The sequence below is a fragment of the Candidatus Delongbacteria bacterium genome (genome assembly GCA_020634015.1).
Taxonomy (GTDB): domain Bacteria; phylum CAIWAD01; class CAIWAD01; order CAIWAD01; family CAIWAD01; genus JACKCN01.
This window is the reverse complement of sequence record JACKCN010000003.1, coordinates 25,952-40,062: the sequence shown is the minus strand read 5'-3', so window position 1 is coordinate 40,062 and position 14,111 is coordinate 25,952. Positions and strand designations below refer to the sequence as shown.

Genomic DNA, 14,111 nt, shown 5'->3' with positions numbered 1-14,111 from the left:
GTCTGCTGACCGGGGGCTTTGGTTCAAAGGCAGGAAGGGATGAACGCTCATCCCTGAGCTGGACTTACTTCATCAGCATCATCTTCTGGACATCACTGAACTGGGTGTGACCCGCATTGTCCATCACCGTGACCCGGTAGAAGTAGACACCGCTGGCCAGATTGCCCGCGTCGAAGCGCACTTCGTGATACCCGGCAGGACGGATGCCATCAACGAGCGTGACCTGATGCTGGCCCAGCAGGTTGTAGACTTCCAGCGTCACACGACCCGTGGCGGGCAGCGCGTAGCGCAGGGTGGTGCTGGGGTTGAAGGGGTTCGGGTAGTTGCTGCCCAGCTCGTAGGCCACGGGCAGCGGGTTGCTGCCAACCACGCCCACGCCGAAGTCACACGGAGCGCGATAGCGATCCACGGGATGTGCCAGGCCGCTGGTCCAGCCCACATACAGGTCACCATCGGGGGTCAGGGCCACGCCGTGGCCTTCGGCCAGGCCGCTCGGGCAGAAGTCGCCGCGGGCGTCCACACTGCCGTTGCCCAGATCAAGGAAGCACTCGCTCGTGCCGCTGACCGTGTGGATGGCCACGAGCTGGTCGGTTTCCTCATGGTAATCCAGCCCGGCCGCGCCGCTGCCGAAAGGTGCGCTCCAGGGCACGGTCACCGCATTCAGACCGACCAGGTTCGCCGCATCGGACACATCCATGCGCACGAAGTCGTCGGCGCCACCGTGGCTGCAGATCGCCCAAAGGATATTGTTGTCACTGTCAAAGGCCAGACCCGTGGGCATGCGTCCCGTGTTGGCCGCCAGCAACGCCGGGGTGAAGTTCGTGATCAGGGTGCCGTTGGCGCTCACATGGGAGATTCCGCCCATATAGCTGACCCAGTAGGTTCCGTCACGATCGTCGTATGCGATGCCGGAATAGTCATGGCCAATGGGCAGCACCGAGATCGTGCCGACCGTGCTGTTGCTCATGTTCAGCTGGACCATCCGGTTGACGCCGCTGGCCATGAAGATCAGAGTGGTGGGATTGACGTACTCGCCATCACTCAGGTGATCCATTCCGAACAGGCCCGTACCGGTGACGTTGCCCACCATCTGATCCATGTGGTTGCAGCTGGCTGCGGTGAGGATCTCGGTCTCGCTGAAGGCGTCGGGATGGCCGGTGGCGCTCACGTGCACCAGGGCCTGGTCCGTGTAGCTTTCGGGCTCGGCGGGCACATGCACGCGCACACCAAGGTTGAAGATCTCGTCGTAGACCAGGCTGGGAATCTGGGTGATCTCGGCCCAGTCATCATCGATGTCGTGCCAGGTCACATCCCAGATGTTGCCGCTGACCGACAAGTCGAAGCTGGAATCGTTCTCGCCACGATTCTCCACCTCGAATTCGTACTCGGCGTATCCACCGTTGATGCCCACACCCTGGGCTTCGTCGGGATTGATGCGGACCGCGTAGGGACCCGAGGGGCCGATCACGTTGAAACCGAACCAGATGGAACTGTTGGCCGTGGGCATCCAGCCATCACCGAGGTAGGAAGCCGAGAAACCCTGGGTTCCGGATTCATTCTCCTGGCCAATGGTGAACCAGTCCATGTTCACCGTCAGGTTCTGATAGTTGACTCGCACCGCTTCTTCATTGGCATCCAGGATGATCTGGTAGGTGACGGTGCCATTGCCACCGAACTCCGGCACGTTGTCGTACTGCACGATGAACATGTCGTTTTCAACACTGTAGGACACGGTACCGCCAGCGCCGGGATTCAGGTCGTCCCAGAAACCGGCGATCACGCCATTGGGTGCAACCGTGCTGGGCATGTCCTGCCCGGAGAGCGACCCCATGGACGTTTCGTTGAACCCGATGTACCCATTGGAAGCGATGTAGATCTGAGTGTATTCGCTGCCATAGTGGGTCCAGGTCATGCCCATGTCGAAGGGGCCCGCGTAGTTGTCATCGGACAGCGGCACCGTCACCGGATTGTTCATGGTTTCCCATGCATACTCCACGGAGCCATCGGCATCGGTGGTGCTCCAGAAGTACCCACCCCCGTCGGGTCCGCCCTGGACCAGCACGATCTGGGTGGCCATCTGGCCGCTGTTGCTCAGGTTGCCATTGCCATTGCTGGTGGCGGTGAGGGTACAGAAGGTGTTGGCCGCGACGGGGATTTCGGGGATGTCCACCACGATGTCGATGTCAATGCTGCCACCGGGCTGGATCGTGGGTGTCACGCTGGCCGGGGTTCCATTGATCTCGGTCTGCACATCGTAACCATCGGAATTGACCACCGACAGCTGATAGGAGTCAGCACTGAGTCCCGTGTTGTACAGGGTCAGGGTTCCGGTCACCGATTCGTTGGCGGAGCCCATGGTCTGAACGAAGTTGTCCATGCCGAACCAGAAATCGGGGGGCGGGGCCAGGTCGAACTGCAGAGTCAGGCCCGGGCTGGGCGTGAAGGGGTCCGCATCGGACAGTACCTGCAGGGCCACGGTGCCGTCTTCGTTCTCGATGCCCACGGTGCAGGACGTCAGCGGCATGTCGGGACTGAAGTCCTGATAGTTCAACAGCACCTGGTTGTTGGCCGGGTCCACGACCGCCTGGACCGTGACCCAACCGGGGCCATCGAAGTACTGGCGCAGATGGTCCCAGGTGAGCACAAGGCGACCTTCTTCATCGGTGCCGTAATAAACGGAACCACCGGAATCGGCCACGGGATTCATGTCATCCCAGAACACATAGATCTGGGCATTGGGAGCCGCATCCGAGGGAATGGGAGTGTTGAACCAGGTGGCCATTCCGTCGGGAATGAAGCCCATGAAGGCCTTGGCGGACACATAGAAATCGGAATAGGACCCGCCGTAGAAGGTCAGCGGCGAAGGCATCTCGAAGGGGCCGCTGAAACTGTCGGGGCCGCCGGGGAAATCCACGTAGGTCCGGTCTGCCTCGTCCAGATCGATCCAGGTGGACTCGGGACCACCCTCATCCAGGCTGCTGATCCAGGAATTGCCCCAGGAATCGGAGCCCGCGCTGGGAACGGCAATGCCGTGCACATCGGTGGTATCGAAACGCTGATTGTCGTGCGAGCATGTGGCGGTGACGGTGACGAAGTCATCCAGGACCTGGGGGTCGTCGCCGATGATCATGCGCACGAAGATGTCTTCGGATGCCAGGGACGGAATGGGACCGACGCTGGTGATGGGATTGCCGTCGACGTCGACGATGTCCCAGTCGAAGACCGCGCCCGCGTCATCCAGGCTCAGGTTGTAGGTCTCGGCCAGAGCGCCGGTGTTGGTGACGGTCAGCGCACGGTCGAAGGTGCCATTGGCCGCGCCCAGGATTTCCAGAGACGTGGGGAGGAACACGGAGTATTCGGGCGGGGGTGCCAGGTCGAAGCGGATCGTGTTCTGTGCGGTCGGCACGAAGGGTTGCCCATCGAACAGAACCTGCAGTCCATCGGTTCCCAGATCATCCTCGATGCCGACCGTGCATTCGTTGAGAATGATGCCGTTGTCGAAACTCTCGTAATTCAGGAAGATCTGCTGTGTCTCGAAATCCATCACGACCTGGGCCGTGAAGGAGCCCGGATCGAAGTACTCGGATACGGCATCGAAGGTGATCACGAAGCGATCCTGATCGTCGGTGCCGTAGTACACCTGCCCGCCGGTTCCGGGATTCAGGTCATCCCAGAAGAGAGCGATCAGCGAGTTCGGGCTGAAATCCTGGGGATTGGGCAGGTCGGTGTTGCCCAGCGAGGTCATCCAGTCGGGCAGGAAGCCGATGAAGCCGTTGGAGCCGATGTAGACCGAACTGCGCGCGGTGCCGTAGAAACTGAGCACGCCACCCATGTCGAAGGGGCCGGCGGAGGTATCGTCGCCGAGGGTCACGATGGTCCGGTCTTCGCCGGGCAGATCGACCCAGAAGTAGGGCGTGCCGTCAGCATCGCCGGTCATGGCCCAGGTGTTGCCGAACATGTCCGGACCACCGTGGGTGGACACGACGGAGACGGCAAGCGGGAGCACGAACTCGCTCTCGTCGCCGCTTGAGACGGCGACCACCGAGCCGGTGTCCACCATCTGGCCCAGACCTTCCACGGCGTCGATCACGACCATGAAGTCAAAGCTGTCCAGGGGGTCCAGCACAGGCGTGGTGTTGATTACGTTCTCGCCGGCCGCATCCATGAGCGTCAGGTCCAGCTGGTCCATGCTGCCGCTGAGATCCAGCGAATGGGCCATCAGCCCCGTGTTGATGATGCTGAAGATCTGCGAGGTCTGGCCCGGGCTTCCAACGCTCATGTTGCCGGTCGTTGGGACAAAGGCCGCGGAATAGTCAGCCGGGGGGGCCAGATCGATGCGGATCGTGGTCTCGTCGGCAGGCGGGAAGGGCGATCCGTTCAGGACAACCTGCAGCCCATCGCTGCCGTCGGCATTCTCGATGCCGATCGTGCAGCCATTGACGTCCACACCACCCGCAAGTGATGCATAATTGTAGTACACGGCGGATCCATCGAAATCAATCACGACCTGAGCCGTGATCGTTCCGGTGCCGCCGAATTCCGAGACCGCGTCAAAGGAGAGCACCCAGTCGCCATCGACGGCGCCGTAATACACGGTGCCCCCGCTTCCGGGATTGAGGTCATCCCAGAAGAAGGCCAGCAGGGCATTGGGCGTGAAGCCGTCGGGCAAGGCACCATTGCCAAGGCTGTTCATTCCCACGTCGGAGAATCCAAGCATGCCGTTGGAGCCGACATAGATGCTGCTGTAGGCTTCACCGTAGAAGCTGATCGCGCTGCCCAGATCGAAGGGGCCGGCAAAGCTGTCGTCCGTGAGCGTGACGTAGGTCCGGTCTTCTTCGGGAATGTCCACCCAGGAGTACTCGGGGCCGCCATCGTCGCCCGTCATGATCCAGGTGTTGCCGAAGGCATCGGGGCCACCTTCGTCGACCTGATGGTCGCCACCCTTGTGCGACAGGCCGGAGGTGTACGCCTCGATGAAGGCCTTGTCGGAAACGCCGATCGACTGCCCATTCTGCAGACGTGACATGAGCTCATCGAAGCGGTGCCGATCGGCACCGGCAAGCCTGTCCGCTGCTTTCTGGGCCAGTTCGTCGGCCGTCAGAATCCGGGCCGCCGCGGGGGTGGCAACCGTGTGGGCCCGCGCCGGGGCCTTGCTCATGGTCGTCCCGGCATGCCGGGCAGCCTTCTGCTCCGCCAGAGTTTGCCCACTGGCCAGCGCGAAGCTGGTGGTAAGCAGGGAACCTGCAAGCAAAGCCGCTATGATACGCTTGGACATGACAGTCTGGCCTCCTGTTGGGTTGCTGTCGTTGAGTTGGGTTCGAAATCAGGGTTGGAGCCAGCTCCGGAGAGCAGGCCCGCGCACACGGAACGGATTCCGGGTGCAAGGAAGGGGTGGATGCAAGCATGCATCAACAAGAGAGGGGATCCCGATCAGAAAGGGATTGGCTGGATTGACACCGTGGCCGGACAGCATTGAATGCCCGGCCCGTGAACATAAGAATGACCCTGCACGCGCAACAGGCAAAAGCACGCCCGGCCCAACAGGAATTCAGAAAATCAGCTTTGCACAATCGGGATCCTCAGCCAACGGCCGGGGTCAGTCCCGAAACTCCATACGTTCATTGAATGTGCTGGCACTGTGGCTGAAGCCCGGGCGCCCCATGGCGCCGTAGGTCAGCAGCTTTCCCGCTTCCACACCCGGCTGGTCAAAGGTGTTCAGATCCATCAGCTCGCCGTTGACGAAGGTTTCCAGCATCAGGAACTGGAACAGCTGCCCCAGCCAGTAGGCACTGATTTCGGGCAGTTCGATGGTCCGGCTGGGACGCCCGGCGGCACGCAGGGCCTCGGCCGTGCTTTCCTGCTCGGCATTGATCAGGCTGGCCATGTCATGCCCCCCCAGATAGGCCACTTCCGGATGGTCCGGAAACGCACTGGCGATAGGGCAGGACCGGGCGAATCGTTCAACCCGCACGAACGTGACCAGCTTGTCCAGAGGACCTTCCATGAACAACTGGAGCAGGCTGTGCTGGTCGGCTGCTCCCAGTGCTCCCAGAGGTGTGCTGCCGCTGTGGACCACACGCCCCTGACGATCGAGCTTCTTGCCCAGGCTTTCGCCCCAGAGCTGCACATACCAGTTGGCCACGTAACGCAGGCCGCGGGCGTAGGGCATCACGACATTCACCGTCGCCAGCTGCTGATAGGCCAGCCAGGAAGCGGCGGAGGCCAGCAGCACCCGGTTGCGGTCCAGTGGTTCCTCGATGGCGGCCATGGTGATGGCTTCGGCCCCGGCAACCAGCGCGCGCACATCGAGCCCCAGGATGGCGGCGGGAAACAGGCCCACGGCGGTCAACAGGGAGAATCGCCCGCCGGTCTTCGGCGGAATGTCCAGCACGGCCATGCCATGCTCGCGGCCGATGCGCTGCAGCAGCCCGTCGCCCTGATCGGTGGTAAGCACGAAGTGGCTGGCCCAGTCATCCCCGATGCTTTCACGGAAGCGACCGGCCAGAGTGGCAAAATTGGCGGCCGTCTCCGCCGTGGTCCCCGACTTGCTGACCACGTTCACCAGGGTTTCCCCGGGGTCGATCATTTCAAGCAGGTCGCTGAGAGCATCGGGATCGCTGTTGTCCAGGCAGTAGAAGCGGGGGCAGCCACCCCGGACGCTGTCCACTTCGTTCCAGTTGCTGTGGCAGAGCGCGGCCTGGATGGCGAGAGTGCCCCAGGTGCTGCCGCCGATGCCCACCAGCACGAAATTGCGGAATCGTCCGGCGAAGGATTCGGCCAGCTCAAGGGCGCGACCGATTTCCGGTCGGCGGAAGGTATTGGCGAAGGTGCCCTCGTCGGCAAGGACCATCGCTTCCAGTTTGCGTCGAATGGCCTGGCCGGGGCCGGCCACCAGTTCGTGCAGGGATGCGCTGTCAAGTCCACGGCCATCGGGCAGGTTGGCCGACAGCATCCGGTTCAGGTCCAGGTGCAGCAGTGAAAACATGGTTGTCTTTCCAGCTCTGAATGGGGGGTTCCGGGCATTGCAGACGGGCGGAAGCTACCAATTGCAAGGGGCAAAAGTGTGGGACGCAGAGTGTCGTCAAGCCTGTGCCAGAACAGACGGGACGCAAAAAGCCGCCCTGGAGGGCGGCTTTTCAATCACTTCCTGAACGGGTGCATGCATGCACCCTGGGGAGCCTGGGCTACTTGGCAGCCTTGGCTTTTTCCGTGGGCAGAATCTTGTACATGCCCGCTCCGCACGTCGTGCAGACGCCCTTCACCGCGTTGCGACCATTCTTCATGGCCGTCTTGACGATGGACTTCATCTCCTTGTGCTCGCGGCAGCGCATGCAATAGCCTTCGTACATCTTGGAACCTCCGTCCTGTGCCTGTGAATCCGGTGCCTTGCCAACCACTGGTCGATACCTGCCTGTCGATGGCTGAGCCCGGCGGGGGGGGACAACCGGCAATTGCCGATGAGCCCTGTATCACATGAACCCACGGAACAGCTTCCGCCAGGGGTCGTTCCAGCATTGAAATCGCGCACAGTACAACAATCACAAAGCAGAAGTCCAACCGAAAAGCACCTGCTTTGAATCTGATTCGCGTCCGGTCGGGATTCCGCCCGTCCGGTTCAGTCAGGCAGCGCGGTTCCTCCGGCGTTCGATCTCCACCAGCTTTTTCTTGAAAACAAAAACCACGATCAGGCCCAGAACGAGCGTAATGCTTCCAAAATACACGACTTCGTCGCCGGGATCGCGATTCACGGACAGCACGGTGACTTCGGGTGCGCCGGGGCGGCTGGCCCGTTCGAAGCTGGACTGGAAGACCTTGTAGCCGGAATAGACCAGCGGCTTGTTCATGGAGATTTCCACTTCCTTCTGCTTCCATTCCGCAGGAGCATCCGGATCCTGGTCGCTGACGGTCACATAGGAAGCATAGGCCATGGCCATGGCTGAGCCGGGATATCGGTCCTCGACGAAGTCGTCCAGCTGCACCGTGAAGCCCAGTGGCACGCGACGCGGGAAGAAGCCGATCATCCACTGCTTGCCTTCGAAATTGAAGGGCTTGATCTGCCCGTAGGAGAGCCATTCCTGAATGGTGTGATCACCGTGGGAGACATTCAGCCGGATCGAAGGATTCTGATTCTTGTTGCCCTCGTTGACCATGTTGTCACGGGACCAGGCCCGCGGGAAGAACTGGTCCACCGAAAGCTGGAAACCCATCCAGGGCAGGGTGATGGTGTCCGTGCCGGGCATGAGGGCCGAGGTCACGGGCTGGCCTTCGGGACCGCGCCAGGCGACCTGCAGCCCTTCGGGCACCAGTCCGAAAAGCACCTGCTTGTCGGCGATGCCACCGGAGGAGGCGCCATAGGTGAAACGGGCCGTGGCGCGCGGCAAGGACGCTTCCTTGCCATGCAGCGGGTCAAAGTCGGGCATGCGTCCGAAGCTGACGTAATGATCCTTGAGCCCGCGCTTGGGCAGGAGCAGTTCGAACTCGAGCGCGGGGTTGTTGGCTTCGCCCGGGCTGTCCTGGTAGCTGCCTCCGGAACCCAGATTGAAGTTGGCGAAGGCCTTGATCACGTGCAGCTGGTAGCCACCGTCCAGCTCGTAATGTCCGCCCTCACTGGCCTGGAAATCGTATTCCTTGCCTTCCAGGTTCAGTTCCAGCCGGCCCACCGTACTGGTCTCGCCGGGGGCGATGCGGGCCTGCCATGCAGCCATGTCGGGAAACTCGGCAAAGCGGAATTCCAGCAGGCCACCGAACTTCTCGGAGTTGCGCCGGTTGTCACGGGACAGCAGCCAGCCATCTTCGGTGAAGAAGGCGGACTTGAACACGTAATGCAGCGCCGGGTTGTCTTCCGGTCCGCCGCCCAGAATCTCTTCCTCGGACACCCCATCGGTGTAGAAGCGGTCCACCACCAGTTCGGTCCCACCGGTGGTGATGAAGCGCTGGTTGAGGAACTCCTTGCTGTTCATGTTGCTGAAGGGAGTGTCAAAGGTCTGGGAAAGGCGCTCGGTGCTGGCGTCGTAGACCTCGAGAACCATGTCCTTCAGGGTCACCTGGTCCACGCTCTTGCCTTCCTGGATGCGCAGGGTGCCTTCGTAACCGATGTGCCGCGTGATGGCGGCCCCCGCCATGATGATCAGCAGCGAGGTATGGATCATCAGGACTCCCGTGTGCCGCAGCTTCCAGGGCCGCAGGTTCCAGGTGGCCGTGGCCAGACTGATGGTGAACAGAATCAGCATCAGGTCGAACCACCAGGAACGATAGATGTACACCTGCGCCAGATGGGTGCTGGTGGCCGATTCGAACTTGGTGGCGAAGGCCATGGTCAGAGCCATCAGCACCAGAATGGTGATGCCGAATCCCAGGGACGAAATGATGCGGTAGAGGCGTTTGAGGAAGGCCACTTGATTTCCCGACTGAAGTGCGGGACCGTTCAGGGAACGATCATCGCATAGCGTTTGCGCTGGTTGGAACCCGGCTGGCCGCTTTCCCGACCGAAGGGGTTGGGACCGGTGCGCTTTTCCCGGCCACTGATCATCTGGGCTCCCAGGCTGTGAGAGACCGCCATGAGATAGAATCTGGCTCCATCGGAATGAACAAGTATCACGGAATCCTTGTTTTCCCAGCTGACGAAGACCGGACCCTTGAGATTGTTCATTTCGTAATGGTAGAACAGGCGTTGGCTGACCTGGTCCTGGCAGTTGACCAGAATCGTGGCCACGCCCGATCCGCGGGCCTCGCGCTCGGGGTCGGGAACCAGACGCAGGTGAAAATCACGCCGACTGGTGGAGTCGCTGACTTCCACTTCCCGCCCGGCAGGTCCTTCGACCTTGCGCCCTCGCAGGGTGATGGCCAGAACGTTCAGCAGCTCCGCGACAGAAATGGTTTCCATGACGCTCCTTCGACTTGACATGGCTCAAGAGTTGGAGAGCTCCGCCATCGCACTCAAAGAGGTGCCGGACCTGAATGTTGGCGTTCTGACGGGGTCAACAGGTCGGGCGCGGTGGACGGTTCAGCTGCGGGACGCGCCAGCGGACCGTCTGCTGCAACCGGTGCCTGCCCACGCCCCCTAGTCGTCCTCACCCGTGGGACGTCCGGGCAGAATCGCACTGTCCGCGGCGAATCGGCGACAATATTCGATGTAATTGCCCTCGCTGCGGTGCAGGTTGGCCACTTCCTCGTCGCTGAGGCTGCGGCGGACCTTGGCCGGCACGCCAGCCACCAGCGAGCGCGGAGGCACGATGGTGTTCTCAAGCACCACCGCACCGGCCGCCACCAGACTCTCCTCGCCGATGATGGCGCCGTCCAGCACGGTGGCGTGCATTCCGATCAGGCAGTGGTTCTCGACCGTACAGCCGTGCAGCATGGCCAGATGACCGATGGTCACGCCATTGCCGATGCGCAGGGGTGCCGCGCCATTGGTCACGTGCAGGACGGCACCGTCCTGGATGTTGGTGTTGTTGCCGATGCGGATCCAGTTCACGTCACCGCGGACCACGGTGTTGAACCAGACGCTGCAACCCTCGCCCAGTTCCACGTCGCCCACCACCACGGAGCCCGGCATCAGCGTCACGCTGGCGGGAATGCGGGGCACCATGCCCTCGAAAGCCATCACGGTCATGTCATCTCCCTTTCCTTGTCCGGCTCGCTTGAGGGCAGCACGGGCGAACTGGGCACATTCAGCAGGATGCGGAAGGTGATGCCCTTGCCCGGTCGTGTCTCGTGCACGAAGATCCTGCCCGAATGATACCCCTGGATGATCCGCCGAGCCAGGCTCAGCCCCAGGCCCCAGCCCCGGCTCTTGGATGTCACACCGGGACGGAAGATCTCTTCGCGGCGCGCGGGGTCGACTCCCTTGCCCGTGTCCGACACATCGATCTGGAGCCGGGTGCCCTGGCGCACCACGCGTGCGTCAATCCGGATCTGCCCCCCGGTGGCGCTGATGGAATCCAGCGAGTTCTTGATCAGGTTCTCGATCACCCATTCGAAGAGGAATGCGTTGAGCAGTACCATCGGCAGGGGCTGCTCGATCTCGCATTCCAGGAACACATCGCGCCCACCGCGGGGCAGGCGGTGACTGAAGTAATCCACGACCTTGCGGATCACGGCTTCCACATCCGCGGGCTTCAGGTCCACCTGGCTGCCGATCTTGGAAAAGCGGTAGGCGATCTTCTCCAGCCGGGCCGTGTCCAGTTTCATCTGTTCCAGGGCGTCGGTCATGCCCGGATCCAGCTCCAGCACCTCGATCCAGCCCATCAGCGAGCTGATCGGTGTGCCCAGCTGGTGGGCCGTCTCGCGGGCCATGCCGACCCAGATGTTGCCTTCTTCCATGGTGAGCACGTAGCGAAAGCCCAGATAGCCCAGCAGTCCGAAGAAGCCAATGGAGAGAATGGCCACCACGGGAAAGATCTGCACACGGCGAATCAGGTCCGAGTCGCCGTAATGGAAGTAATCGGTCAGGCCGCCGTAGGTCACCGGAATCGGCTCGTGTCCCGTCTGGTCCATGCGGACCACGAACTCCTTGAGCTCGCGCATGCTGGTGCTGTCGGCGGAATCCGCCCAGTCGATGTTCTTCCAGAACTTGGGGTTGCCTTCGGCGTCGGTGACCACCAGGGGAAAATCGATGGTGTCAATGAAATCCAGCACCCGGTCGGCGGAAAAGGTCACCAGCAGGCTGTATTGCTCGATGCGGCTGCTCATCTCGCGGCGAGCCTGGGCCTTCAGGTCGTCCACCAGGGATTTGGCGTACAGCAGGATGCTGATCACGAGCAGCACACCCAGCAGGAACAGCAGTCCCTTGATGGCTCCCCGTGTTCTCAGGCTGCGCAGCATGGCTCGCACCCCTTCAACTCCTCCTGCTGTGTGTCATGGTCGGGCCGTCACCAGCATGCAGCCGCCGGTGGCCTTGGCCAGCCGCAGCTCCAGCGCGTTGCAGAGCCGGGCGGGAATGAAGGCCAGCAGCATCCAGATGGCCACCAGTGGTGCCAGCAGAAAACTGGCACTGAGCGCCGCCATCGGCCAGCGCACCAGCAGGCGCCAGGCGATGCCGCCCCAGAAGCCATAGGTCGGTTTCAGGCTCACCTGCCCGAAGCCGACACGGGCCAGGCGTTCTTCCATCATCGAGGGCTTGTATCCCTCGCGCACGTGCTCACCCACGCTGTAGGTGCCTTCGCGGAATTCCACATCCTCCTGGGGCCGGCTCTCCGGCACGGCGGGCGTGTGCAGCACGAGCACCCCGCCGGGGCGCAGCGCACGACGGAAATTGGCGAAGACTCGCACATCGTCGCGAATGTGCTCCATCACGTCCACATTCAGGATCAGGTCATAACGGTCTTCGGCCTCCAGCTCCAGCAGGTCCTGAAAGGCGAACTCCACCCCGGTGATGGCTTCCGCCCGGCAGAAACCTTCCATCGCGTCCAGATAATCCTGCTTGATGTCCACCGAGAGGATTTCGGCCTCGGGAAAGAGCTGGCGCAGGAAGAGGGTGTACTGGCCGAAGCCGGTTCCCGCATCGAGGATGCGCGCGGGTTTCAGGCCGCCAGCCTTCAGCGCGCGCAACTGGCGCCGCACCTCCATTTCCCGCAGAAAGACCTGGCGCAATACCAGGAACAGCAGGCGTCTGAGCAGAGGCATCCGGGTGATCAGGGCTTCCAGCCGGTCTTTGACGGGATCGTATTCCATAGGTCCAGTATTGATGGAAGTGCATGCGCCTTGAGGTGTCATCGGGCATTCGGGCGGCTCCCTGTCCGCTGGAAGCGGATCAAGCAGGCGTGCGAAGCCGGGCCCATAATACGAATTGCGTCCGCAGGCCCGGCAGCCATGTGTCCGCGTCCGGGCAGGCTTCCCTTCCAGCCGGGGAATAGGGACATTGGCGGCTCACACACAGCCAACAGCCTGAGGGCGGGACACACACATGGGAACGAATCTGGCCATCCTCGGGGGTGGCAACATCGGAATGGCCATCGCTGGCGGACTGGTCCGCAAGGGAGGGTGGCCTGCGGAACGCATCCGGATCAGCCGCCGCGATACCACAGCCCGCACGGCGATTGCCGCCCTGGGTTTCCAGGCCTGCTCGAGCACGGCCGAGGCACTTGAAGGCGCGGCCCTGGTTCTGCTTTGCGTTCAACCGGCCCAGTGCCCCGAGCTGCTGGATGAGCTGGCCCCGCTGCTGCAACCCACCCAGACCCTGGTCTCGGTGGTCACCGGGCTGAGCGTGGCGGCCATCAAGGCCCGGGTGGGCGAGCGCCCCGTGGTGAGGGCCATGCCCAACACGGCCATCACCCTGGGAGAGTCGATGACCTGCCTGGCCGCCGACGCTCCCGATCGCGATTCCGTGGAACCGGTGCGCACGCTGTTCGATTCGCTGGGCAGCACGCGAGTGATCAAGGAAGAATTGATGGGTCAGGCGACGGCCCTCTGTGCCTGTGGGGTGGCCTTTTTCCTGCGGGCGATCCGGGCGGCCTCGCAGGGCGGCATTGAAATTGGCTTCCATGCCGACGAAGCCATCGCGATGGCGGCCCAGACCGCGCGCGGCGCCGCCAGCCTGCTGCTGGTGCCCGGTGCGCACCCGGAAAGCGAGATCGACCGGGTGACCACACCCATGGGCTGTACCATCGCCGGCCTGAACCTGATGGAGCACGAGGGCTTTTCTTCGGCCATGATCAAGGGCATCGTGGGCTCCTCGCGCAAGGCGGACAATCTGAGCGCGGCCAGCAAGGGCGAGACTCGCACGGACTGACATGCACGCAATACTGGGTGAACAATGGAAACCGATACGCGCCCCTGGGGCGATTACAAAATCCTGGCCGACGAGAGCGACCACAAGGTGAAACGCATCACCGTGCTTCCCGGCAAGCGACTCAGCCTGCAGAGCCATGCCAGACGCAGCGAGCACTGGCACGTGGTGTCCGGCCGTGCGGTGGTCACGCGGGACGCCGAGCAGATCGAGCTGGCGCCCGGCCAGTCCGTGGACATTCCGCTGGGCGCACGACACCGGGTACTCAACCCGGACCCCGAGCAGAATCTGGTCTTCATTGAAATCCAGCGTGGCAGCTATTTCGGCGAAGATGACATCACCCGCTACGAGGACGATTTCGGACGCGTCTGAGCCCATCCGCGCC

Annotated in this window: 10 protein-coding genes; 2 read left to right on the top strand and 8 right to left on the bottom strand. The window is 62.3% G+C overall.

The annotated features are described in order from the left end of the window. Nucleotides 1-64: 64 nt before the first annotated feature. From H6678_06885 to H6678_06850, 8 genes are all read right to left on the bottom strand, one after another. Nucleotides 65-5,275, bottom strand: coding sequence for a T9SS type A sorting domain-containing protein (locus H6678_06885; GenBank protein ID MCB9473517.1), 5,211 nt, complete (start codon nucleotides 5,273-5,275; stop codon nucleotides 65-67). A gap of 321 nt (nucleotides 5,276-5,596) precedes the next feature. Continuing rightward, entirely contained in the window at nucleotides 5,597-6,985 is a 1,389-nt protein-coding gene (locus tag H6678_06880) for a glucose-6-phosphate isomerase (GenBank protein ID MCB9473516.1), read from the bottom strand. Nucleotides 6,986-7,184: 199 nt separating this feature from the next. Beyond that, nucleotides 7,185-7,349, bottom strand: a complete 165-nt coding sequence (locus H6678_06875; GenBank protein MCB9473515.1) for a hypothetical protein — start codon at nucleotides 7,347-7,349, stop codon at nucleotides 7,185-7,187. A 270-nt stretch (nucleotides 7,350-7,619) separates the two neighbouring features. After that, nucleotides 7,620-9,395, bottom strand: coding sequence for a cytochrome c biogenesis protein ResB (locus H6678_06870; GenBank protein MCB9473514.1), 1,776 nt, complete (start codon nucleotides 9,393-9,395; stop codon nucleotides 7,620-7,622). Nucleotides 9,396-9,424: 29 nt separating this feature from the next. Beyond that, the gene (locus H6678_06865) at nucleotides 9,425-9,883 is read right to left on the bottom strand and encodes a hypothetical protein (GenBank protein ID MCB9473513.1); all 459 of its coding nucleotides are present in this window, start codon (nucleotides 9,881-9,883) and stop codon (nucleotides 9,425-9,427) included. 177 nt (nucleotides 9,884-10,060) lie between these two features. Continuing rightward, entirely contained in the window at nucleotides 10,061-10,612 is a 552-nt protein-coding gene (locus tag H6678_06860; GenBank protein MCB9473512.1) for a gamma carbonic anhydrase family protein, read from the bottom strand. Beyond that, entirely contained in the window at nucleotides 10,609-11,832 is a 1,224-nt protein-coding gene (locus H6678_06855) for a HAMP domain-containing histidine kinase (protein ID MCB9473511.1), read from the bottom strand. The genes H6678_06860 and H6678_06855 overlap by 4 nt, the downstream gene beginning before the upstream one ends. A gap of 24 nt (nucleotides 11,833-11,856) precedes the next feature. Continuing rightward, complete coding sequence (locus H6678_06850) at nucleotides 11,857-12,672, bottom strand: class I SAM-dependent methyltransferase (protein MCB9473510.1); 816 nt, start codon at nucleotides 12,670-12,672, stop codon at nucleotides 11,857-11,859. 232 nt (nucleotides 12,673-12,904) lie between these two features. On the opposite strand from H6678_06850, the gene proC reads away from it, so the two are divergent. Together proC and H6678_06840 are read left to right on the top strand one after the other, a co-directional pair. Then, nucleotides 12,905-13,729 carry a pyrroline-5-carboxylate reductase gene (gene proC, locus H6678_06845; GenBank protein MCB9473509.1) on the top strand — a complete coding sequence of 275 codons (825 nt, stop codon included), beginning with the start codon at nucleotides 12,905-12,907 and terminating at the stop codon, nucleotides 13,727-13,729. A gap of 24 nt (nucleotides 13,730-13,753) precedes the next feature. Continuing rightward, on the top strand, nucleotides 13,754-14,098 hold the full coding sequence (locus H6678_06840) for a phosphomannose isomerase type II C-terminal cupin domain (GenBank protein MCB9473508.1): 345 nt from the start codon (nucleotides 13,754-13,756) through the stop codon (nucleotides 14,096-14,098). The last annotated feature ends 13 nt before the right edge of the window (nucleotides 14,099-14,111 follow it).